The sequence below is a fragment of the Streptomyces mayteni genome, assembly GCF_054783955.1.
The window spans coordinates 1-20,734 of record NZ_BAAGPR010000127.1; the positions used below are offsets into that span (position 1 = coordinate 1).

Annotated in this window: 20 protein-coding genes and 1 pseudogene; 12 read left to right on the top strand and 9 right to left on the bottom strand. The window is 74.3% G+C overall.

The window, feature by feature from the left end:
• Positions 1–219 precede the first annotated feature (219 nt).
• The 3 genes from ACYVPE_RS34445 to ACYVPE_RS34455 are packed head-to-tail and all read right to left on the bottom strand — an operon-like array spanning position 220 to position 3,346.
• Positions 220–1,734, bottom strand: coding sequence for a tripartite tricarboxylate transporter permease (locus ACYVPE_RS34445; protein ID WP_461037743.1), 1,515 nt, complete (start codon positions 1,732–1,734; stop codon positions 220–222).
• A complete protein-coding gene (locus ACYVPE_RS34450) occupies positions 1,734–2,363 on the bottom strand; it encodes a tripartite tricarboxylate transporter TctB family protein (RefSeq protein WP_461037744.1) in 630 nt (209 codons plus the stop codon). The genes ACYVPE_RS34445 and ACYVPE_RS34450 overlap by 1 nt, the downstream gene beginning before the upstream one ends.
• A complete protein-coding gene (locus tag ACYVPE_RS34455; protein WP_461037745.1) occupies positions 2,360–3,346 on the bottom strand; it encodes a Bug family tripartite tricarboxylate transporter substrate binding protein in 987 nt (328 codons plus the stop codon). The genes ACYVPE_RS34450 and ACYVPE_RS34455 overlap by 4 nt, the downstream gene beginning before the upstream one ends.
• 163 nt (positions 3,347–3,509) lie before the next feature.
• Between ACYVPE_RS34455 and ACYVPE_RS34460 the strand changes: the two genes are divergently transcribed.
• The 3 genes from ACYVPE_RS34460 (at position 3,510) to ACYVPE_RS34470 (ending at position 5,868) form a co-directional block, all read left to right on the top strand.
• Complete coding sequence (locus ACYVPE_RS34460) at positions 3,510–4,298, top strand: IclR family transcriptional regulator (RefSeq protein ID WP_461037746.1); 789 nt, start codon at positions 3,510–3,512, stop codon at positions 4,296–4,298.
• An 81-nt stretch (positions 4,299–4,379) separates the two neighbouring features.
• Positions 4,380–4,961 (top strand): RraA family protein, encoded by a 582-nt coding sequence (locus tag ACYVPE_RS34465; RefSeq protein ID WP_461037747.1) that lies wholly within the window; start codon positions 4,380–4,382, stop codon positions 4,959–4,961.
• Complete coding sequence (locus ACYVPE_RS34470) at positions 4,954–5,868, top strand: hydroxyacid dehydrogenase (RefSeq protein ID WP_461037748.1); 915 nt, start codon at positions 4,954–4,956, stop codon at positions 5,866–5,868. The genes ACYVPE_RS34465 and ACYVPE_RS34470 overlap by 8 nt, the downstream gene beginning before the upstream one ends.
• An 84-nt stretch (positions 5,869–5,952) precedes the next feature.
• Here ACYVPE_RS34470 and ACYVPE_RS34475 read toward each other — a convergent pair whose 3' ends face one another.
• From ACYVPE_RS34475 to ACYVPE_RS34490, 4 genes are all read right to left on the bottom strand, one after another.
• Positions 5,953–6,789, bottom strand: a complete 837-nt coding sequence (locus ACYVPE_RS34475; protein ID WP_461037749.1) for a citryl-CoA lyase — start codon at positions 6,787–6,789, stop codon at positions 5,953–5,955.
• Positions 6,786–7,991 carry a CaiB/BaiF CoA transferase family protein gene (locus tag ACYVPE_RS34480; protein ID WP_461037750.1) on the bottom strand — a complete coding sequence of 402 codons (1,206 nt, stop codon included), beginning with the start codon at positions 7,989–7,991 and terminating at the stop codon, positions 6,786–6,788. Before ACYVPE_RS34480 ends, ACYVPE_RS34475 begins: the two co-directional genes overlap by 4 nt.
• On the bottom strand, positions 7,991–8,749 hold the full coding sequence (locus tag ACYVPE_RS34485) for an IclR family transcriptional regulator (RefSeq protein ID WP_461037751.1): 759 nt from the start codon (positions 8,747–8,749) through the stop codon (positions 7,991–7,993). The genes ACYVPE_RS34480 and ACYVPE_RS34485 overlap by 1 nt, the downstream gene beginning before the upstream one ends.
• A 96-nt stretch (positions 8,750–8,845) precedes the next feature.
• Positions 8,846–9,715 carry a Rossmann-fold NAD(P)-binding domain-containing protein gene (locus ACYVPE_RS34490; protein ID WP_461037752.1) on the bottom strand — a complete coding sequence of 290 codons (870 nt, stop codon included), beginning with the start codon at positions 9,713–9,715 and terminating at the stop codon, positions 8,846–8,848.
• Between the two features lie 89 nt (positions 9,716–9,804).
• Here ACYVPE_RS34490 and ACYVPE_RS34495 point away from each other — a divergent pair, with 89 nt between their 5' ends.
• A complete protein-coding gene (locus tag ACYVPE_RS34495; RefSeq protein ID WP_461037753.1) occupies positions 9,805–10,755 on the top strand; it encodes an AraC family transcriptional regulator in 951 nt (316 codons plus the stop codon).
• A 133-nt stretch (positions 10,756–10,888) separates the two neighbouring features.
• Positions 10,889–11,863 (top strand): beta-ketoacyl-ACP synthase III, encoded by a 975-nt coding sequence (locus ACYVPE_RS34500; RefSeq protein WP_461037754.1) that lies wholly within the window; start codon positions 10,889–10,891, stop codon positions 11,861–11,863.
• 6 nt (positions 11,864–11,869) lie between these two features.
• On the opposite strand, the gene ACYVPE_RS34505 is transcribed toward ACYVPE_RS34500, so the two are convergent.
• Both ACYVPE_RS34505 and ACYVPE_RS34510 read right to left on the bottom strand, forming a co-directional pair.
• Positions 11,870–13,168, bottom strand: coding sequence for a hypothetical protein (locus ACYVPE_RS34505; protein ID WP_461037755.1), 1,299 nt, complete (start codon positions 13,166–13,168; stop codon positions 11,870–11,872).
• A gap of 116 nt (positions 13,169–13,284) precedes the next feature.
• Positions 13,285–13,653, bottom strand: a complete 369-nt coding sequence (locus tag ACYVPE_RS34510) for a cupin domain-containing protein (RefSeq protein WP_132820496.1) — start codon at positions 13,651–13,653, stop codon at positions 13,285–13,287.
• 151 nt (positions 13,654–13,804) lie between these two features.
• Between ACYVPE_RS34510 and ACYVPE_RS34515 the strand changes: the two genes are divergently transcribed.
• The 7 genes and pseudogenes from ACYVPE_RS34515 to dnaG all read left to right on the top strand — a co-directional run.
• Positions 13,805–14,566, top strand: a complete 762-nt coding sequence (locus tag ACYVPE_RS34515) for a sirohydrochlorin chelatase (protein ID WP_461037756.1) — start codon at positions 13,805–13,807, stop codon at positions 14,564–14,566.
• Between the two features lie 37 nt (positions 14,567–14,603).
• The gene (locus tag ACYVPE_RS34520) at positions 14,604–15,899 is read left to right on the top strand and encodes a deoxyguanosinetriphosphate triphosphohydrolase (protein WP_461037757.1); all 1,296 of its coding nucleotides are present in this window, start codon (positions 14,604–14,606) and stop codon (positions 15,897–15,899) included.
• A 136-nt stretch (positions 15,900–16,035) separates the two neighbouring features.
• Complete coding sequence (locus tag ACYVPE_RS34525; protein WP_461037758.1) at positions 16,036–17,307, top strand: NAD(P)/FAD-dependent oxidoreductase; 1,272 nt, start codon at positions 16,036–16,038, stop codon at positions 17,305–17,307.
• 105 nt (positions 17,308–17,412) lie between these two features.
• Positions 17,413–18,396 (top strand): Acg family FMN-binding oxidoreductase, encoded by a 984-nt coding sequence (locus ACYVPE_RS34530; protein WP_461037759.1) that lies wholly within the window; start codon positions 17,413–17,415, stop codon positions 18,394–18,396.
• A gap of 39 nt (positions 18,397–18,435) precedes the next feature.
• Positions 18,436–18,606, top strand: coding sequence for a hypothetical protein (locus tag ACYVPE_RS34535; protein WP_461037760.1), 171 nt, complete (start codon positions 18,436–18,438; stop codon positions 18,604–18,606).
• 366 nt (positions 18,607–18,972) lie between these two features.
• Positions 18,973–19,282 (top strand): annotated as a pseudogene (locus ACYVPE_RS34540) (thiamine pyrophosphate-dependent enzyme); the annotation flags it as partial.
• A 50-nt stretch (positions 19,283–19,332) separates the two neighbouring features.
• Positions 19,333–20,734: DNA primase (dnaG, locus tag ACYVPE_RS34545; protein ID WP_461037761.1), on the top strand; the 1,402-nt coding region annotated here is incomplete at its 3' end.

A 20,734-nucleotide genomic window follows, 5' to 3' on the forward strand; every position in this document is an offset into this window, starting at 1 on the left:
GGCTGCGCCGCCCGCCGCGGCGCGGCAACACCCCGCGCGAAGCGCGGAAAAGGGCGGGTGGGTGGGGAAAAACCGCGCGGAGCGCGGGGCACCCACCCGGCGGAGCAGCCGCCCCGCCCCGCGCGGAGCGCCGACCCCCCGCCGCGGGGAGCGCGGCAGCGGAAAGGGCGGGTGGGTGGGTGGGGGGTACCCCGCGCGGAGCGCGCGGGGCACCCCCGGTCAGGCCGCCGCGGCCAGCGGCCGGCGCCGCGCCCGGGCCCGTTGGATCAGGAAGCCGCCGACGCCGAGGATCAGCACCCCGTAGAGCGTGCCGGCGATCGGGCTGGAGACCAGCACCGTCAGGTCGCCCTCGCTGACCGCCATCGCCCGCCGGAACTCCGTCTCGGCCAGCGGGCCGAGGATGACGCCGATCAGGACCGGCGCGACCGGCAGCCCGTAGCGCCGCATGGCGAAGCCGAGCAGGCCGATGGCCAGCACGAGCACCAGGTCCAGGATCTTGCTGCTGGTCGCGTAGACGCCCAGCATCGCGAAGACCGTGATCCCGGCGTACAGATAGTGCCTCGGCAGCTTCAGCAGCTTCGCCCACAACGGCGCGAACGGGAGGTTGAGGATCAGCAGGACGACCATGCCGATGAAGAAGCTGGCCAGCAGCGCCCACACCAGCTCGCTGGCCCGCTCGAACAGCAGCGGTCCCGGCTGGAGGCCGTACTGCCGGAACGCGGCCAGCATCACGGCGGCGGTGGCCGACGTCGGCAGGCCGAGGGCCAGCAGGGCGCCCATGGCGGTGCCCGCCGTGGCGTTGCCGGCGGCCTCGGGGCCGGCGACGCCCTGGATGGCGCCCTTGCCGAACATGGAGCCCGGCTTCCGGGAGGCGAGGCGCCGCTCGGTGCCGTAGGCGAGGAACGTCGGCACCTCGGAGCCGCCGACCGGGATGATGCCGAACGGCACGCCGATGGAGGTGCCGCGCAGCCAGGCCGGCAGGGCGAGCCGGAACTCCTCGCGGGAGAGCCAGAGTCGGCCGCTGGACGGGATGAGCTGGGTGTCCTCCTTGGTGCCGCGCCGCGCGGCGACCGAGATGACCTCGCCGAGGGCGAGCAGGCCGACGGTGATCACGACGATGTTGATGCCGTCGAACAACTCAGGCTGCCCGGCGGTGAAGCGGGACGCGCCCGACATGCCGTCGACGCCGACCAGCGCGATCGCCAGGCCGATCGCCAGCGCCGCGAGGCCCCTGACCAGCGATTCGCCGACCACGGCCGAGATCGCGACGAACGCGAACACCGCGAGGGCCAGGTACTCCTCGGGGCCGAAGAGGGTCGCGAGGTCGGCCAGCGAGGGGGCGAAGAAGACCACGAGGACCGAGGAGAGGATGCCGCCGATGAACGCGGCGATCGCCGAGGTCGCGAGGGCCTGGGCGGCGCGTCCGGTCTTGGCCATCTTGTGGCCTTCGATGGTGCCGGCGATCGCGGTGCTGTTGCCGGGGGTGTTCATCAGGATGCCGGATATCGAGTCGCCGAAGAGGCCACCGAACAGGACACCGGCGAACATGATGAACGCGCCGATCGGGTCGAGCGAGAACGTGACGGGCAGCAGCAGCGCCACCGCCATCGCCGAGCCCAGTCCTGGCAGCACGCCGACGGCGGTGCCCAGCAGGGCGCCGACCAGCACCCAGAGCATGTTCATCGGCGTGAGGACGGTGACGAACCCGTCGCCGAGATTGACCAGTGAGTCCATCAGAACACTCCTGCCAGGATGCCCGGGGGAAGGTTGAGTCCGAGTCCCGCGGAGAAGGCGAGTTGGACGATCGAGGAGACGGCGAGCGACAGGAACACGTCGAACACCGTGCGGCGGCTGCCGAGCGCCCGCGCGACGCCCCAGAACAGCAGGGTGCCGGAGAGCAGCCAGCCGAGCGGGTCGAGCAGCACGATGAAGGCGACGACCGTGCCGACGACGCCGGCCACCGCCAGCCGGTTGCTGCGGATCCGGGTGGCCTCAGCCTCAACCTCAGCTTCCGCCTCAGCTTCAACCTCGGCATCGGCATCGGCATCGGGCTCGGCCGCCACCGCAGCTTCCGCCGCGGCCTCGGCCTCGGCCTCCGCGCCCGGCTCGGCGACCCGTTCCGGTTCGGGGTTCCGCAGCACGTCGATGCCGAGCAGGACGGCGCTCACGAAGCAGGCGATCGAGATGATCGTCGGGAACAGTTGCGGCCCGGGCGACGCGACGTTCGCCGGGACGTCCATCGTCGCCGTCCCGATCGCCAGCACCAGGCCGACGACGAACAGCAGCACCGGGAGGATCAGGCCCGTCCTGCGGCGCAGGAAGTCGGCGGGGGTGCCCGTGGAGGAGTCGAGTTCGGTGTTCACAGGCCAAGCTCCTCGATGATGGCGTCGACCCTGGCCTGGTCTTCGCGGATGAACTCGGTGAACTCGTCGCCGGTCAGCAGGGCGTCGACCCAGCGGTTCCGGTCGAGGGCGTCGGCCCACTCGGGGGTCTCGGCCATCTCCTCGACGATCGTGATCAGTTCGGTCCGTTCCTCCTCCGAGATGCCGGGCGGGGCGACCAGGCCGCGCCAGTTGGGCAGCGACACGTCGACGCCCTGGTCGATCAGGGTCGGGGTGTCGATGCCGGGCACCGGCTGCTCGGCCGAGACGGCGAGTGCCCGCAGGTTGCCGGCCTCGATCTGGTCGCGGAAGTCGTTGTAGCCGCTGATGCCGATCTCGACGGTGTCCGAGAGCAGGGCGGTGAGCACCTCGCCGCCGCCGGCGAACGCGATGTAGTTGAGCTCGGCCGGGTCGATGCCGGCCTCGCCGGCGGTGAGGCCGGCCAGCAGGTGGTCGGTGCCGCCGAGGGCGCCGCCGCCTATCGCGTGGCCGTGGGGGTTCTCCTGCCAGGCCGCGATGAAGTCGTCGAGGGTCTGGTAGGGCGAGTCCGCCGGGACGATCAGGACCTCGTAGTCCTCGGCGAGCCTGGCTATCGGCGTGGTGTCCAGCAGGTCGACCGACGAGTTGTTGACGGTGATCGCGCCGAGCATCACGGTGCCGGTCATCATCAGCCGGGTCGGGTCGTCGCCCATCTCGGTGAACTGGCTGAGGCCGATGGTGCCTCCGGCGCCCGGCACGTTGACGACCTGGACGTTGTTCACGACCGAGCCGGCGCGCAGCGCCTGTTGGAACTCCCGCGAGGCGAGGTCCCAGCCGCCGCCCGGCGCCGCGGGCGCCGTCACGGTCAGCTTGGACCTGGGGGTGGCTCCCGAGGCGGAACCGCTGGCGTCGACGGCGGCGAAGCCGACCAACACCAGCGTGATCACGACCCCGAGGACGGCCGGGGCGGGATGTTGCTTCCGCACGGTCACTCCCTTGTGGCGTGGTATTTCGTGGTTTGCGACACCGGGGGTGTCCGCCTAGTAGATATAGATGACCGGCAGGTGGTATACAACCCTTCGGGTCAGATCGAGATGGATCGAAATTGATCGGTTAGTTGATCGGGTAGTTGATCGCCAAGGGGGCGGGATGGTGTCCACACCGGCCGGAGAGAGCGTCGAAGGCGGCGGCATCCGCGCGGTGAGCCGGGCCTGGCGGGTGCTGCGCGCCTTCACCCCGGACCGCATGTCGCTCACCCTGGCCGACCTGGTGCGGGAGACCGGCCTGCCGCGGACGACCGTGCTGCGGCTGGTCGACACGCTGGCCGCCGAGGACCTGCTGGAGTCCGGCGCGGACGGCCGGATACGGGTCGGCACCAGCCTGATCGCGTTCGCCGCGTTCGCCGACGCGGCCTGGACCGTGCCGCCCGCCTCGCTGGCCCGGATGCGGGCCCTGGCCGCCGAGACCGGCGAGACCGTCAGCCTCTACGTGCGGGACGGCGTGCGGCGGCTGGTGGTCGGCCAGGCGCCGAGCCCCAACACCCTGCGGCACGTGGTGCAGCCGGGCGACGAGCTGCCGATGTCGGTCGGCTCCGCGGCCTATGTGCTGCTCAGCCTCGAACCCCCGGCGGAGCTCGACGGGTTGGTCGCCCGGATCGTCGCCGAGTCCGGCGGCGACCAGGCGGCCATCGAGGCCGGGGTGGCGGCCGCGCGGGAGCGCGGCTGGAGCCTCACCCACGGGCAGCGGGAGGTCGGCAACAGCGGCCTCGCGGTGCCCGTCCCGTTCCCCGAGGGACGCCCGCCGGCCCGCACCACGGTGCTCGCCCTCGGCGGCCCCACCGTGCGGTTCACCGACGACCGGATCCAGGGCTTCGTGCACGCCGTCCGCCGCTGCGCCGAGGACATCGCGCGCACCGGGCTGCCGCCCGCCCTCTACTGACCGACCGCCTGACGCGTTCACCGACGCGGCCGACGAACCCCACGAACACGAACCCGACGCACCCACCGACGAAGGAGAACCGTGCACGACTACCCCAAGCCCGGCGCGCTGCCCGTCGCCACCGTCTCGGACGCCATGGACCGGTTCGGGGTGGCCGACGGCATCCGCCCGCTGTGGCCGGGCGCCCAGCTGTCCGGACCCGCGTTCACCGTGTGGACCAGGCCGGGCGACAACAAGGGGCTGCACGCGGCCTTCGAGACGATCCGACGCGGCGAGGTGCTGGTCGTCAACGGCGGCGGCGACGCGACGCGCGCCCTGATCGGCGAACTGGTGGTGCAGAAGGCCAAGGCCCTGGAGATCGGCGGCATCGTGCTCGACGGCGCCGCCCGCGACGTCGCCGAACTCGCCGAGCTCGGCGTGCCGGTGTTCGCGAGGGCGGTCACGCCCGCCGGGCCGTGGAAGACCGGCCCCTACCTGATCGGCTCCACCATCGCGGTCGGCGGCGTGCCGGTCAGCCCGGGCGACTGGGTGCTCGGCGACGACGACGGCGTCGCGGTCGTGCCCGGCGGGCGGACAGCCGAGGTCGTCGATGGCGCGCGGGCCCTGATCGAGGGCGAGGCCGAGCGCCGCGCCGCCAACCAGCGGCTGGTGCCGCGTGACTGACCGGCCCCTCGTCTGGATCCCGCGCCCCGTCCACCAGGACGCCGTGACGCGGCTCGGCGAGGTCGCCGACGTGCGCCTCGGCTTCGGCCCGCACGCCGTCACCTTCGACGAGGTCAGCGACCAGGTGGCCGCGATCCTGCTGCGCACCGCGCGCGTCGACGGCGCCATGATGGACCGGGCGCCCCGGCTGCGGATCGTCGCCAGGCACGGCGTCGGCCTGGACACCGTCGACGTGGCGCGCGCCAGGGAGTTGGGGATCGCCGTCACCACCACCCCGACGGCCAACGCCCGGTCGGTCGCCGAGCACGCCTTCGCGCTGCTGCTCGCCGTCCGCCGCGGCGTCGGCATCGCGGTGCGCGACGAGGGTGACACCAGGGCCGCGATCAGCGGCCGCGAACTCTCCGGCGCGACGCTCGGCCTGCTCGGCTTCGGCCGGATCGCCCGCCGGGTCGCCGCCATCGGCGCCCACGGGTTCGGCATGCGGGTGCTGGCCCACGACCCGATGGTGCCGGCGGCCGAGATCGTCGCCGCCGGCGCCGAACCCGTCGACCTGCCCGCGCTGTTGGCCGGTTCGGAGAACCTCAGCCTGCACGTGCCGCTGGTTCCAGGGACCCGCGGGCTCATCGGGCTGCCCGAGCTGCTGGCGCTGCCCGAGGGCGCCGTCGTCGTCAACACCGCGCGTGGCGGCGTGCTGGACGAGGACGCGCTGCTCACCGCCGTCCGGCGGGGGCACCTGGCGGGCGCCGGCCTCGACGTGACCGAGGTCGAGCCGCTGCCCGGCGACCACCCGCTGCGCGCCGAACCCACGGTCGTCATCACCCCGCACACCGGGGCGCAGACCGCCGAGGCGCTGCGGCGGATGGCGACCGAGGCGGCCGACCACATCATCGACCACCTCGGCGGCTGACAGATTTCACCATCTGTCAGATCTCAGCTGATTTCTGTCATCTGTCATCTGTCGGCTGTCCGTCAGCCGTCCGTCAGCTGTCCGTCAGCGGTCCGCCGGCAGCTCGCGCTCCGGCGGGCCGTGGTAGCCGGCCAGCAACGGCCGGGGGATCGGGCCCTTGATGCGGGAGCCGTTCGTGGTCTCCTCCCAGGCGTGGGCGAGGATGCCCACGCTGCGGGAGAGGACGAACAGGCCCCGGCCCAACTCGGGCGGGAAGCCGAGCTCGGCGTAGATGATGGCGGTCGCCCCGTCGATGTTCATCGGCACCGGGCGGGCCCGGCCCTCGGCCAGCGCCGCCTCGACGGCGAGGCCGGCGGCCAGCGCGTGCCCCGGCACCTCGCCCCGTTCGACGGCCTCCTCGACCAGGGCGAGCAGCGGGTCGCGGCGCGGGTCGCGGGGGTGGAACCGGTGCCCGAAGCCGGGGACGTAGGCGCGGCGGGCGCGGAAGTCGGCGACGACCGCCCCCGCGTCCTCGCCGCCGACGACCCGGGCCAGCACCTCCATGCACTGCTGTCCTGCGCCGCCGTGCACGTCGCCGAGCAGCCCCGCCCCGGTGGCGACAGCGCTGTTCAGGCCGACCCCGCAGGTCGCCGCCATCCGGGCGGCGGCGATCGACGGGGCCTGCGGGCCGTGGTCGACGGCGGCCACCAGCGCGGCCTCCAACAGCCGGCCCTGGCCCGGGGTGGGCAGTTCGCCGCGGAGCATCAGCCAGATCTGCTCGGCGAACGTGACCCGGCCGATCAACTGCTCGACGGGGTAGCCGCGGAGCCTGATCACGCCGGGGTGGATCTCGGTCACCGCCGTCGACCACCAGTCGGTGACCAGGCGCCGCTCGATCAGCGGCTCGGTCATCGGCTCGCCTTCGGGGTCCTGGTGGCTCATATCGCACCGCTCTCTCGCAGGTCGGCGATGGCCGACGGGTCGTAGCCGAGGTCGGCGAGCACCGCCTCGGTGTGCTCGCCGAGCAGCGGCGGGGGAGCGGGCGCCGGGGTGGGCTCCCCGTCCACCCGCACCGGGCTGCCGAGCACGCTGAGCGTCCGGTCCCGGCCGTCGGGGAACGGCAGTTCGCGCACGAACTCGCGGGCGGCCAGCTGTTCCAGGGCCAGTGCGTCCGGCACCGAGAGCACCCGGGCCGCCGGCACGCCGGCGTCGGAGAGGATCTCCTCCCACTCGACGGCCGGCCTGGCGGCCAGCCCCGACTCCACCTCGGCGCGCAGCTCCTCGCGGTGCGTCTTCCGGTCGCCCGGGTGGCCGAAGCGCGGGTCGGACGTCAGGTCCTCCCGGCCGATCAGCCGGCACAGCGTGGCGAACTGCTGCTGCCGGTTGGCGGCGATGTTCAGGAAGCCGTCCGCGGTGCGGAAGGTGCCGGACGGCGCGGCGGTGAAGTTCTCGTTGCCCATCGGCCGCGGCTCGGCGCCGGTGATCAGGTAGTTGGACGTCACCCAGCCCATCGCGGTCAGCGCCGACTCCAGCATGGAGACGTCGACGAACGCGCCCTCGCCGGTGCGGCCGCGCCGCACCAGGGCGGCGGTGACCGCGAAGGCCGCCGCCATGCCGCCGAGCGTGTCGGCGACCGGGAAGCCGGCGCGCAGCGGCGCGGTCTCCGGGGTGCCGGTCACGCTCATCATGCCGCTGAGGCCCTGGATGATCTGGTCGTAGGCCGGCCGGTCGCGCAGCGGGCCGGTCTGCCCGAAGCCGGAGATGGCGCAGTAGACGAGGCCCGGGTTCTCGGCGCGCAGCGCCTGCCAGCCGAGGCCGAGGCGGTCGAGCACGCCGGGGCGGAAGTTCTCCAGCAGCACGTCGGACTCCCGCACGGCGCGCAGCAGCGCCTCCCGGCCCGCCGGGTCCTTGAGGTTGAGCGTGATCGAGCGCTTGCCGGCGTTCTGCGCGAGGAACGAGGCGCCGAGCAGCTCGTCGCCGAGGGCCCGGTCGGCGCCGAGCTGCCTGGCCAGGTCGCCGGAGCCGGGCAGCTCCACCTTGACGACGTCCGCGCCCTGCAGCGCGAGTTGGTAGCCGGCGAAGGGGCCGGCGAGCACGTTGGTGAGGTCCAGTACCCGGACCCCTTCCAGGAGGGCGGTGGTCATCAGGCGGTACCTCCGATGCAGTCGAGGGCGGTGAGGGCGCGGGCGGTCGACAGCAGCGGGGGCAGGAAGGCCGCGACGGCCTCGTCCGTGAAGCGGACGGTCGGGCCGCCGAGCGCGACCGCCGCGCTCAGCCGGCCGGCGCGGTCGAAGACCGGGGCGGCGACGCCCGACACGCCCGGCTCGCGCTCGCCGTGGCTGACCGACCAGCCGTCCTCGGCGGCCCGCCGCGTGCGCTCCCACAGCCGCTCGCCCCAGCCTTCGTGCGGTGCGCCGGCCGCGACGGCGAGGACGTCGGCGCGGTCGGCGGGGGAGAGCAGGACGTGGCTGGCGGCGCCGGACCAGAGCGGCATCCCGGTGCCGAGACGGACGACGTGCCGCAGGGTGCGGGTGCCCTCGTGGCGGGCCACGCAGACCCGGGAACCCCGTTGGCGCACATAGAGGTTGACGGTCTCGCCGTGGCTGGCCGCGCTCAGCTCGGCGAGCCGCCGCAGGGCCTCCTCCGGCAGCCGCCAGGTGTGGCCGGCCAGCTCGGCCCAGCGCAGCAGCCCTGATCCGGGCACGTACTGGCCGTCGCCCCTGGCCCAGAGGAGCCCGGCCTGCTCCAGGGTGTGCGCGAGACGCACCACCGTGGTCTTCGGAAGGCCGGTCTCCTCGACCAGCTCGCGCAGCGACCGGCTCGGGTGGTCCGCGTCGAACAGGGCGAGCAGCTCCACGGCGCGTTGCACGCTGCGGACGCCGCCCGAGTCCGTGTCGGCCATCTGCGTTCCTCGTCTCCGCCGGCGCTGGACGGGTGCCGGCCCGCCCATCACACCATCGAACCACGCAGCGGCACAAGTGGTCCGCCTGGTGGTCCGCTAGGTGGTTCGTTGGGCGGGGGCGGGGCTCGCGCCCCAGGCGGTGGCCGTGGCCGACGCGAAGTCGGCGAAGTCCCGCGCCGGCCGGCCGAGCACCGCCGCGACGTCGTCGGTGACGGCGGCGTTGCGGCCGTCGAGCGCCTCCGCGAAGAGCGCGGCGAGCATGCCGGCCACCTCGTTCGGCAGCCCGACGTCGGCCGTCAGATGCGCGGCGTAGGCGCCGGCGGAGACGGCGCGGTAGCGGATCTCGCGGCCCGTGGCCCGGCCCAACTCGGCGACGGACTCGGCCAGGGTGAGCGCCCGGGGGCTGGTCAGCTCCAGCGTCCGCCCGTCGAGCCAGCCGCCCGGCCGCCCGTCGAGCCGGCCCTCGATGAGCGCCGCCACCGCGACCTCCGCGATGTCGTCGGCGTCCACGAACGCCTCCACGGTGTCCGGCGCGGCCGGCAGCACCAGTTCGCCCCGCTCCCGGATGCCGGCGGCCGGGAACTCCTCGCTGAAGTTCTGGCAGAACCAGCTCCCCCGCAGGACCGTCCACCCGGTGCCGGCCTCGCACACCGCGCGCTCGGCGGGGCGGGCGGTCGGCAGCCCGCGCGCCGAGAGCAGCACCAGGCGCTCGACCCCGGCGCGCGCCGCCCGCTCGGCGAAGGCGCCGAGGACGTCGGCGGCCCAGGGAGCGGTGATGTCCGGGTAGTAGGCGAGGTAGGCGGCCCGCACGCCGTCCAGCACGGGCGCCCAGGTCGCGCGGTCGGTCCAGTCGAACGGCGGGGTGCCGGCGCGGGAGGCGACCCGGGCGCCGGGCAGCAGGGCGGCGACCCGGCGTCCGGTCTTGCCGGTGCCGCCCAGGATCAGGATCTCGTGGTTCTCGTTCATGCCCCCATCCCACCGGCCGGGGCGCCCGGCGCCCATGGCCCGGCGGCTCGCCCGCATAAGCGTTCGTCTCACCGGTCTACGCTGGCGGCATGGACGTACTGGGCAGCCTGCTCGAGGGACCGCGCGCCCGTGGCGCGTTCCTGATGCGGGTGCTGCTCGACCCGCCGTGGGCGGTGCTGGTGCGCGACCGGGCGCCGCTGAGCGTGGTGTGCGTGACCCGCGAGCACGCCTGGGTGGTGCCGGAGGGCGGCGAGCCGGTCCGGCTCGTCCGCGGCGACCTGGCGCTGCTCGGCGGCGCCGCGAGCTACCTGGTGGCCGACGACCCGGCCACCGAGCCCCGGGCGCACATCCTGCCAGGCGGCTGCGGGGTGAGCCCGTCAGGCGAGGACCTGTGCGAGGCGCTCGACCAGGGGGTGCGCACCTGGGGCACCGGCACCGGCACCGGCACCGGCGGCCCCGGCTCCGCCGAACTGCTGGTCGGCACCTACCAGTTGCCCGGCGAGATCACCGGCCGGCTGCTGCGCGCGCTGCCCCCCGTGGTGGTGGTCAGGGACGGCGAGGCGGGCGCGCCGCTGCTGCCGCTGCTGGCCGCCGAGATCGTCAGGGACGAGCCGGGGCAGGAGGTCGTCCTCGACCGGCTGCTCGACCTGCTGGTGACCTCGGCGCTGCGCGCCTGGTTCGCCAGGCCGGAGGCCGAGGCGCCCGGCTGGTACCGGGCGTACGGGGACCCGGTGGTGGGGCTCGCGCTGCGGCTGCTGCACGACCATCCGGCGCACCCGTGGACGGTGGCCGCGCTCGCCGAGCGCGCCGGGGTCTCCAGGGCCGCCCTCGGCCGCCGCTTCTCCGCGCTGGTCGGCGAGCCGCCGATGTCCTACCTCACCGGCTGGCGCCTCGACCTGGCGGCCGACCTGTTGCGCCGCCCGGAGGCCACGGTGGACTCGGTGGCGCGCCGGGTCGGCTACGGCAGCGGCTTCGCGCTGAGCGCCGCCTTCAAGCGCGAGCGCGGGATCAGCCCGAGCCGGCACCGCGACGGTGGATGAAAGGCCGTCGGGATTCACGCTGTTCGGCATTCCCCCGGACGAACTCGGGAATACTTCTGACCGACCAGCGCGAGCGCGCCAGATATAGTCGGCGGGATCTCGGACGCTGTCTCTGACAGGAAATTGAACATACATGACGACCATCGCACTTTCCCCCGCGGCTTCGGGGGCGCGGATCGTTTCCCTGGGTCATTGTCTGCCGGCCACCATTCTGACGTCGGAGGAAGTCGCCACCAGACTCACGGTGGACGCGGAATGGATCGTGTCCAGAACCGGCATCAGGGAACGCCGCATCGCCGACAAGGGCGAGACGGTCGTCGACCTGGCGACCGCGGCCGGGCGGCAGGCCCTGGAGCGGCTGCCGAGCGGCACGGTCGACACGGTGCTGGTGGCCACCTCGACCCCCGACTCCACGATGCCGAGCGTCGCCGCCCGGGTCGCCGGCCGGCTCGGCCTGCCTGAGCCGGCCGCGTTCGACGTCAACGCCGCCTGCGCCGGCTTCTGTTACGGGCTGGCCACCGCCGACGCGCTGATCCGCGCCGGCAGCAGCGGGGGAGCCCTGGTCATCGGCGCCGACAAGGCCAGCGCCTTCCTCGACTGGGCCGACCGCGACACCGCCGTGCTCTTCGCGGACGGCGCCGGCGCCGCCGTCCTCCAGCCGGCCGAACGGCCCGGCATCGGGCCGGTGTTGTGGGGTTCGGCTGGCGAGCGCAGCGAGCTGATCACCATCGACGCGGACGACGGGGTGCTCCGGCAGAACGGCCCCGCCGTCTACCGCTGGGCCAGCGGCCTCGGCCCGATGGCGCGCCGGATCTGCGACCGGGCCGGCATCGCCCCCGACCGGCTCGCCGCCTTCATCCCGCACCAGGCGAACCTGCGGATCATCAACGCGCTGGCGAACCATCTCAAGCTGGGCGACGAGACGGTCGTGGCCACCGATGTCGTCGACACCGGAAACACCATGGCGGCCACCATTCCCCTGGCGTTGTCCCGCATGAGTGAAAGCGGTCGCCTCGGCGCTGACGCCGATGTGCTGCTTTTCGGATTCGGCGCCGGCCTTTCCTACGCGGGGCAGATCATCACGGTGAACGGAGTTTCCGGCGGCTGATCGCGCTCATGTGCGTTCTGGCGGCGGTCCTGGCACTCCGACCGGGCCGAGGCCGGCGCGGCGGCGGTGCCCGTGGGCGGCGCCCGCCGCGGCCGACGCCGCGAGGAGCGCGGCGCTGACGGCGCCGGTCCAGCCGGGGAACAGCAGGCGGGGTTCCGTGGCCTCGGGCGCCACCCGGTCCTCGGGGTCGGCGAAGACCCACAGCCAGTCGCCGACCGAGGGCTGGCGGCACTGCCCGAGCCCCTGCTCCAGCGACCGATCTGCCTCCGCCGGCCGCAGCACACAGACCCGGGTGGCATGACGGCCCTTGGTCGTGTAGGTGTCCACCACCTCGGCCCTGATCCACTCGCCGCGGTCCAGCAGGATGAGCGTCCCGGAGCCCGAGAGGGCGGCGCCCAGGAGGCCCAGGCCGGCCACCACGAAGACCAGCAGGTGCCAGACGGCCATCGTGCGGCGCACCAGCCGGACGAGCAGCAGTCCGAGCAGCACCAGGACGAGCGCGAGCAGCGGCCAGACGGCGTCGTCCCCGACGCGTGACGGCAGGAACGCGGCGGCCAGCGCCGCCGCGCCGCACAGCGTGGCGCCGGCCAGGGCGAGCAGCACGACGGCGGCCCGTGAGCGGCCCCGGCCCGTGCCGGCGAGCCGGGCGTCGCCCCGGTGCGAGGCGCCCGGCCCGACCCCGTCACCGCGGTGGGGCTCGTCCGCTCGCGCCGGGCCGGTGATCGCCCGCCGCGCGGGCTCGACGTCGGCCGACAACGTCGCCAGAAACGACGGCCTGCCGCGGTGGCCGCCCGCCCGCGCGAGGCCGGCCAGGCCGGCGCCGATCAGCAGCGCGGCCCAGGCCAGCAAGGTGCCGGCCACCAGGGGCTCCCGACCACCGCCGATGGCCGCCAAACCGCCGAGAAAAGCCAGGCCGCACAGCAGCGCGGCACCGGACACCGCCCCCCAGAGCAGCCGGCGGCCCGATGCCCGCGGCCACGAGGACCTCCCCGCCAGCTCGCGGGCCAGCAGCCGGTTGGTCTCCCTGGCCCGGAGCGCTCCCCTGACCAGGCCCGCGCCGGTACCGGCGGCCAGCAGTGCCCCGGCGATCAGCGCCAGGACGGCACCGCCGCGGTCGTGGTCGACGACGTCAAGCCCCGAGGCCACCAACGCGAGGCCGAGGCCGAACCCGCCCACCAGCAGGGCGCGGACGAGCAGCACGGACGCGGACAGGTGGTCCCTGAGCACGGCGCCGGGGTCCCGGTCGCCACCCCCCGGCGGGCCGCCGCCGTAGGCACCGTCGTCGACATGGCGCGTGTCATCCATCCGATTCCCCCGAAACATCCCCGCCCGGCGATCCGCCGACCCGCCCACGCACCCTAACGGGCAGGTGGCGTCGCCCCGTCGGGGTCAGCCGCCGGGTTCACGCAGGGCGGCGGGGTTCACGCAGGGTGGCGCTCGCGGCGGGTGTCGTATACGACGACCGGTTCTGGGGTGGCCGTCACCGAGGTGAGCAGCACCACCGAGTCGTCGAGCGCCCGCAGCCCGTGCCGGGTCTGCGGGATCTTCATCAGCTCCCCCGAGCGCAGCTCCACCTCGCCGTCCCTGGCGATCAGCCGCACCCGGCCGCGCAACACCTGGAGGCTGGCCGCCGGCGGGGCCGTGTGCTCCTCGAGCTCCGAGCCGGCGGTCAACGCGATCACGCTCTGCCGCAGCGGCCCGTCCCGCAGGAAGAGATGGGCGCTGCGGCCGTGGTCGGCGGCCTGCGCCAGGGCCAGATAGCGCTCGGCCAGCTCACTGAGGTCGTCCATGCTCTCCATGCTGCCGGGCACCCCGCGCCCCGCAACTCCGGCGCGGGCGACGCCTCGCTCAGCCGGCCGACCCGGCCACGGTGAGCACAGCTGTGGCCATTGGTGACACCCAGGCAATACCGACGCAACGGAACGGGCCCACGCTGGCGGGATGAGCAGCACCCGCACCCCGTCGACCCTGGTCGCCGTCGCCCACGGCTCCCCCGACCCGCGCGCCGAACGGGCCGTCCACGCCCTCGTCAGGCGCGTCCGCGCGCTGCGGCCCGGGCTGCGCGTGGAGCTCGGGCACCTGGAGAACGACCGGCCGCTGTTGCCCGACACCCTGGCCAGGCTGCACGGCCGGGCGGTGCTCGTGCCGCTGCTGTTCAGCCGGGGCTACCACGTCAAGCACGACATCCCGGCGGTGCTGGCCGACGCCCCGCACCTGGACGCCGTCACCGCCGCCACCCTCGGCCCCCACCCGCTGCTCGCCGAGGCCCTGCACAACCGGCTGGTCGAGGCCGGCTACCGGCGCGGCGCCGCCGTGGTGCTGGCCGCCGCCGGATCGAACGACCCCGAGTCGTCCGCCGGCACCGAGTACACCGCGCAGATGCTCTCCGCCCGGCTCGGCGGCGTCCCGGTGCTGCCCGGCTACGCCTCGGCCGCCAGGCCCACCGTCCCGGAGGCGGTCGACCGGCTGCGGGCGGCCGGCCACCGGGAGATCGCCGTCGCCTCCTGCTTCGTCGCCCCTGGCCTCTTCGCCACCCGCTGCGCCGAGGCCGCGCCCGGCGTGGTCGCCGCCCCGCTCGGCAGCCACCCGGCGCTCGCCAGGCTGCTGCTGCATCGCTACGACCGGGCGATCGGCGCGCCACTCGCCGCCGCCGAGCGGACGCCCGCCGCCCGCCGTCGCGCCACCCTGGCCGTCGCGCCCTGACCACCCCACCGTCACCGCGGGCGGTTACCTTCGGGGTATGCACGACACTGCCGGGTACGGCGAAGCCGACGCCGAGAGATACGACCCCGAGCCCGACAAGCGCCCCGGCCGCACCGCCTTCCAGCGCGACCGGGCCCGCGTCCAGCACTCGGCGGCGCTGCGCCGGCTCGCCGGCAAGACCCAGGTCGTCACCCCGGACGACGCCGACCGCCACCTGTGGGACATCGCGCCGCGCACCCGGCTCACCCACTCCCTCGAGTGCGCCCAGATCGGCCGCGACCTCGGCGCCGCCTTCGGCTGCGACCCCGACATCGTGGAGGCCGCCTGCCTCGCCCACGACATGGGCCACCCCCCGTTCGGCCACAACGGCGAACGCGCCCTGGACGCGATCGCCGAGGACTGCGGCGGCTTCGAGGCCAACGCCCAGTCGCTGCGGCTGCTGACCCGGCTCGAACCCAAGCACGTCGCCGACCCGGGAGACGGCAGCGAGCGCCCGCTCGGCCTCAACCTCACCCGCGCCACCCTCGACGCCGCCACCAAGTACCCCTGGCCGCGCGGCGCCCACCCCACCAGGCCCGACTCGCCCAAGTACGGCGTCTATGCGGACGACCTGCCGGTCTTCCACTGGCTGCGGCGCGACGCCGGAGGCGAGGCCCGCTGCTTCGAGGCCCAGGTGATGGACTGGTCGGACGACGTCGCCTACTCCGTGCACGACGTCGAGGACGGCCTGCACGCCGGCCACCTCGACCCGGCCCTGCTGCTCGCCGAGCCCGAGCGCCGCGAGGTCTTCGCCGTCGCCGCCGCCCGCTACGCCCCCGCCGGCACCGAGGAGGCCGAACTGGCCGCCGCCCTCGACCGGCTGCTCGCTCAGGACTGGTGGCCGCACGGCTACGACGGCAGCGCCCGCGCCCAGGCCAGGCTCAAGGACGCCACCAGCCAGCTGATCGGCCGCTTCTGCCTCGCCGCGGAACACGCCACCCGCGAGCGTCAGGGGCCAGGACCGCTGCGCCGCTACGCCGCCGACCTGGTGGTGCCGGCCGAGACCCGCCTGGAGTGCGCCGTGCTCAAGGCCGTCGCCGACGTCCACGTGATGCAGCGCCCCGACCAGGAACTGCTGCGCGGCCGGCAGCGCCTGCTGCTCGCCGAGCTCGGCGAGGCCCTGATCGCCCGCGCCCCCGTCGGCCTCGACCCGCAGTACCGGGCGCTGTTCGCGGCCGCCGCCGACGACCGGGAGCGGCTCCGGGTGGTGGTCGACCAGATCGCCGCGCTCACCGACGCCGCCGCGCGCTCCCTCCACGCGCGGCTCACGCCGGGGGCTCGCACCTCCGTGTGATGCGGGGCGCCCGGGGCGGGCGGGGCTCTCTTTTGGTCCCCGCCCTTTTGCGGACACCCCTGGTCGGGGCAGGCTCCTGGGAGATCCGCACCCGGAGCGTTCGGGGAGCGGTTGGCACACGCTCGGGAGGCGTTGCGTGGACGGAGCACACCGGACGTTTCTGATCATCGGCGGCGGCCTCGCCGGGGCCAAGGCGGCCCAGACACTGCGTGAGGAGGGGTTCTCCGGGCGGGTGATACTGATCGGCGACGAGCACGAGCACCCCTACGAGCGGCCCCCACTCTCCAAGGAGTACCTCCTCGGCCGCGCCGAGCGGAACAGCGTCTACGTGCACGAGCCGGCCTGGTACGCGCACCACCGGGTCGAACTGCACCTCGGGCAGACGGCCGTCGCCATCGACCGCCGGGCCCGCGAGGTCAGGCTGGGCGACGGCACCCGGCTCTCCTACGACGCGCTGCTGCTCGCCACCGGCGCCGAGCCGCGCCGGCTCGACGTGCCGGGCACCGGCCTGGCCGGCGTGCACCACCTGCGGCGGCTCGCCCACGCCGACCACTTGCGCGGCGTGCTGACCGGCGGGCCCCCCGGGGACGACCCGGGACTGGTGATCGCCGGCGCCGGCTGGATCGGCCTCGAGGTCGCCGCGGCCGCCAGAACCCTGGGCGTGCCGGTCACCGTCGTCGAGCCGGAGCCCACCCCGCTGCACCGGGTGCTCGGCCCCGAACTCGGCGGCTTCTTCACCGATCTGCACGCCGAGCACGGCGTCCGGTTCGTCTTCGGCTCCCGGCTCACCGAGATCACCGGCCGGGACGGCATGGTCGCCGGCGTCCGCACCGACGACGGCCGCGAGCTGCCCGCCCGCGCCGTGCTCGCCGCCATCGGCGCCGCGCCCCGCACCGCGCTCGCCGAGGCCGCGGGACTGACCCTCGTCGACCGGGCCGAGGGCGGCGGCATCGCGGTGGACGCCTCGCTGCGCACCAGCGACCCGCTGATCTTCGCCGCCGGCGACGTGGCCTCCCTGACGCTCCCCGCCCCGGAGGGCGGCAGGCGCCGGGTCGAACACTGGGCCAACGCCCTCAACTCGGGCCCGGCCGCCGCCCGCGCCATGCTGGGCCAGGACATCAGCTACGACCGGGTGCCGTACTTCTTCACCGACCAGTACGACGTCGGCCTCGAGTACTCCGGCTGGGCCCCGCCCGGCGACTACGACCAGGTGGTGTACCGCGGGGACGTGGGCAAGCGCGCCTTCATCGCCTTCTGGCTGCGCGAGGGCCGGGTGCTCGCCGGCATGAACGTGAACATCCGGGACGTCACCGAGCCCGTCCAGCGCCTGGTCGGATCCCCCGAGCCGGTGGACGCCGAGGCCCTGGCCGCCCCCGAGAAGCCGCTGGCCTCGCTGCTCGCGGACTGAGCCGTCCGAGGCGTCCGAGGCGTCGTGCGTCCTGTGCTCGCGGCGTACGACCGAATGGGTTAGCCTGAGAAAAGGAGACTTATAGGGCAAATCGGGTGACGGAGGATGGCTGGCGGAAGGGGCCGTGTGCGGGCGAACCGCCCGGGAGACACCCCGGGAGAGCAGACCGTGACCTCCCTGGTCAGGGCGGCCACCGCGGCCCCCTCGCTGCACAACGCCCAGCCCTGGCGCTTCCGTTACCTGAGCGAGAGCGGCGTGGTCGAGGTCCGCGCCGCCCTCGACCACGTCCTGCCGCACTCCGACCCGCACGGGCGCGCGCTGCACATGGGCTGCGGCGCCGCCCTGCTCAACCTGCGGGTCGCCGCCGCCCACGCCGGCATCCTCGCCGACACCGCCCTGCTGCCCGACCGCTACGACCCGCGGCTGCTCGCCACCGTCACGCTCAGCCGCGAGGCAGCGGGTGAGGCCGAGGGCGATGGCGGGGGCGCGGGCGAGGCCGAGCTCGGCGACCTCTACGACGAGATCCGGCGCCGCCGCACCAGCCGGCTGCCCTTCGGCGACGAGCGGGTGCCCGACCCCGTCCGCGCCTCCCTGCGGGACGCCGCCGAACGCGAGGGCGCCCAACTGCACTTCCCCTCCAGCTGGCACACCGAGACCGTGCTCGACCTGATCCACGACGCCGAGGGCCGCGACCAGGTCGACCCCGGCCGCTCCGCCGAGCTGTCCCAGTGGACCGAGACCCCGCCCGGCCACGACTTCGTCGGCCGCCCCATCCCCGCCGAGCCGCACTCCACCGTCGTCGAACACGAGGAGACCCCGCAGCTCGCCCTCCTCGGCACCGCCGAGGACCGGCCCGCCGACTGGGTACGCGCCGGGCAGGCGATGGAGCGGGTGCTGCTGCTCGCCACCGGCGAGGGCCTGTCCACCGCGCTCAGCTCCGAGGCCGTCGAATGGTCCGACCTGCGCTGGACGGTGCGCGACCCGCTCTCCGCCATGGGGCAGGTACACGTGGTGCTGCGCTTCGGCTACGGCCCGCCCGTGCCCGCCACCCCGCGCCGGCCGGTCTCCCAGGTGCTCCACATCGAGTAACCCGCGGGGCGATACCGGTACATAGCGGAGAGATTGCCCGTGTGGCCAAACAGACCGATGGCCCCGGTGCTCGCCCCCGCCTCCCACATCCCCAGCTCCGAGATCGGCACCGGCTACTTCCAGGAGACCCACCCCGACCAGCTCCTCCGGATCAACCAGTACGACAATCCCGCGCTGTTGCGAGAGCCGCGCGTGCTCTACGCGAAGTGAGGTACTGGAACACCGGCATGGGCGGCTCCTCGCTACGGGGAGCCGCCCACCGCGATCCGCTGATCCCCCTCGGCGCCGACTTTCGGCCGCTGCTCGAAGCCTGACCTCGCCCTCTGGGCGACGTCAAAGAGACCCTGGACTGCCTCACCGTTCCTTTCGACTGAGCAGGAGTGATCCCGATCAGTCGCGCGCCCCGAACGGTCTTGGGCGCACTGGTCCCCGGCGTACTCGACTCCGGGGCGGCGACACGGATCCTGTCCGTGGTCCGGTCCCGGGAGGCCGGTTCCCTGTGCGACCTGGCCATGTGGGTGCGGCCAGAGGTGACGGGGAGGCCCTGGACCATCTCTCTGGTGGAGCAGGGGCCCCGCACACGGCTCGATGGCCAACGCCCTCCCGCAGGCCAGGCGACGGCGGCTTCACCATGCTCATGGGCGACTTCCTGACCCTCGTCCAGTACGACCTGCCGGTGAAGGTCGTCCTCTTCGACAACTCCTCGCTCGGCATGGTCGAGCTGGAGATGAGGGTGTCGGGACTGCCGGCCTACGGCACCACCAACCGCAACCCCGACTTCGCCGCCATCGCCAGGGCGTCCGCCAGCCGCATGGTGCTGGCCGGCGGCGTCGGCCGGATGACGCGGCTGGCCCGCTCCAACCTCCGCAACATCCCGCGCCCCTGAGACCGGGCACCGCGCCGCCGACTGTCGGCGGCCGGTCGTAGACTTCTGGGGTGGCGGGCAGGATCAACGACGAGGACGTGAAGGCGGTCAGGGACGCGGTCCCGATCGACGCCGTGGTCTCCGAGTACCTCCAGCTGCGGCCCGCGGGCGGCGGCAACCTGAAGGGCCTGTGCCCCTTCCACGACGAGAAGTCCCCCTCGTTCCAGGTCAGCCCGAGCAAGGGCCTGTTCCACTGCTTCGGCTGCCAGGAGGGCGGCGACACGCTCAGCTTCGTGATGAAGATGGAGCACCTGTCGTTCGCCGAGTCCGTCGAGCGGCTGGCCGCCCAGGCCGGCATCACCCTCCGCTACGAGCAGGGCGGATACGGCGTCGGCCGGCAGCAGGGCGAGCGCACCAGGCTGGTCGAGGCACACAAGGTCGCCGCCCAGTTCTACGCGGAGCAACTGGCCTCGCCCGAGGCCGAGATCGGCCGCCGCTTCCTCGCCGACCGCGGCTTCGACCAGGCCGCCGCCCAGCACTTCGGCGTCGGCTACGCCCCCGCCGGCTGGGACCACGCCGTCCGCTTCCTGCGCGGCCGCGGCTTCACCGACAAGGAGCTGCTCCTCTCCGGCATCGCCCAGGACGGCAGGCGCGGCCCGATCGACCGCTTCCGCGGCCGGCTGATCTGGCCCATCAGGGACATCACCGGCGAGGTGATCGGCTTCGGCGCCCGCCGGCTCCGCGACGACGACAACGGGCCCAAGTACCTGAACACGCCGGAGACCCCGATCTACCGCAAGTCCCAGGTGCTCTACGGCATCGACCTGGCCAAGCGGGACATCGCCAAGGACAACCGGGCCGTGGTCGTCGAGGGCTACACCGACGTGATGGCCTGCCACCTGGCCGGCGTCACCACCGCCATCGCCACCTGCGGCACCGCGTTCGCCGGCGAGCACGTCAAGATCCTGCGCCGGGTCCTGCTCGACAGCTCGAGCGCGCACAGCGCAGGCGAGGTCGTCTTCACCTTCGACGGCGACGCGGCCGGCCAGAAGGCCGCGCTCCGCGCCTTCGAGGACGACCAGAAGTTCGCCGCCCGCACCTCCATCGCCGTCTCCCCCGACAACATGGACCCCTGCGAGCTGCGGCTCGCCAAGGGCGACGAGGCCGTCCGCGAGCTGATCGAGTCCGGCAGCCCGCTCTTCGAGTTCGCGATGCGGTCCATCGCGGCGCGGCACAACCTCGACACGGTGGAGGGCCGCTCCGCCGCCCTGGAGCACGCCGCGCCGCTGATCGCCCAGATCAAGGACCCGTCGATCCGGCACGACTACGGCGTCCGGCTCTCCCAGATCGTCGGCAACCCGGACGAGCAGTTCGTGATCCGCCGCATCGGCCAGCTGGCCCGCTGGGGCCGCGAACGGCAGCGCGCCGGCGGCGATCAGTGCCCGGCGGCGGCGCCGGCGGCGGCCGCCGCCG

Bases quoted from the DNA above. Each gene is read 5' to 3' on its own strand.
- ACYVPE_RS34485 (WP_461037751.1), bottom strand. From the start codon at position 8,749: ATGGCCGACACGGACTCGGGCGGCGTCCGCAGCGTGCAACGCGCCGTG.
- ACYVPE_RS34490 (WP_461037752.1), bottom strand. From the start codon at position 9,715: ATGAACGAGAACCACGAGATCCTGATCCTGGGCGGCACCGGCAAGACC.
- ACYVPE_RS34475 (WP_461037749.1), bottom strand. From the start codon at position 6,789: ATGAGCCACCAGGACCCCGAAGGCGAGCCGATGACCGAGCCGCTGATC.
- ACYVPE_RS34505 (WP_461037755.1), bottom strand. From the start codon at position 13,168: ATGGATGACACGCGCCATGTCGACGACGGTGCCTACGGCGGCGGCCCG.
- ACYVPE_RS34530 (WP_461037759.1), top strand. From the start codon at position 17,413: ATGGCTGGCGGAAGGGGCCGTGTGCGGGCGAACCGCCCGGGAGACACC.
- ACYVPE_RS34520 (WP_461037757.1), top strand. From the start codon at position 14,604: ATGCACGACACTGCCGGGTACGGCGAAGCCGACGCCGAGAGATACGAC.
- ACYVPE_RS34445 (WP_461037743.1), bottom strand. From the start codon at position 1,734: ATGGACTCACTGGTCAATCTCGGCGACGGGTTCGTCACCGTCCTCACG.
- ACYVPE_RS34480 (WP_461037750.1), bottom strand. From the start codon at position 7,991: ATGACCACCGCCCTCCTGGAAGGGGTCCGGGTACTGGACCTCACCAAC.
- ACYVPE_RS34510 (WP_132820496.1), bottom strand. From the start codon at position 13,653: ATGGACGACCTCAGTGAGCTGGCCGAGCGCTATCTGGCCCTGGCGCAG.
- ACYVPE_RS34515 (WP_461037756.1), top strand. From the start codon at position 13,805: ATGAGCAGCACCCGCACCCCGTCGACCCTGGTCGCCGTCGCCCACGGC.
- ACYVPE_RS34495 (WP_461037753.1), top strand. From the start codon at position 9,805: ATGGACGTACTGGGCAGCCTGCTCGAGGGACCGCGCGCCCGTGGCGCG.
- ACYVPE_RS34460 (WP_461037746.1), top strand. From the start codon at position 3,510: ATGGTGTCCACACCGGCCGGAGAGAGCGTCGAAGGCGGCGGCATCCGC.
- ACYVPE_RS34500 (WP_461037754.1), top strand. From the start codon at position 10,889: ATGACGACCATCGCACTTTCCCCCGCGGCTTCGGGGGCGCGGATCGTT.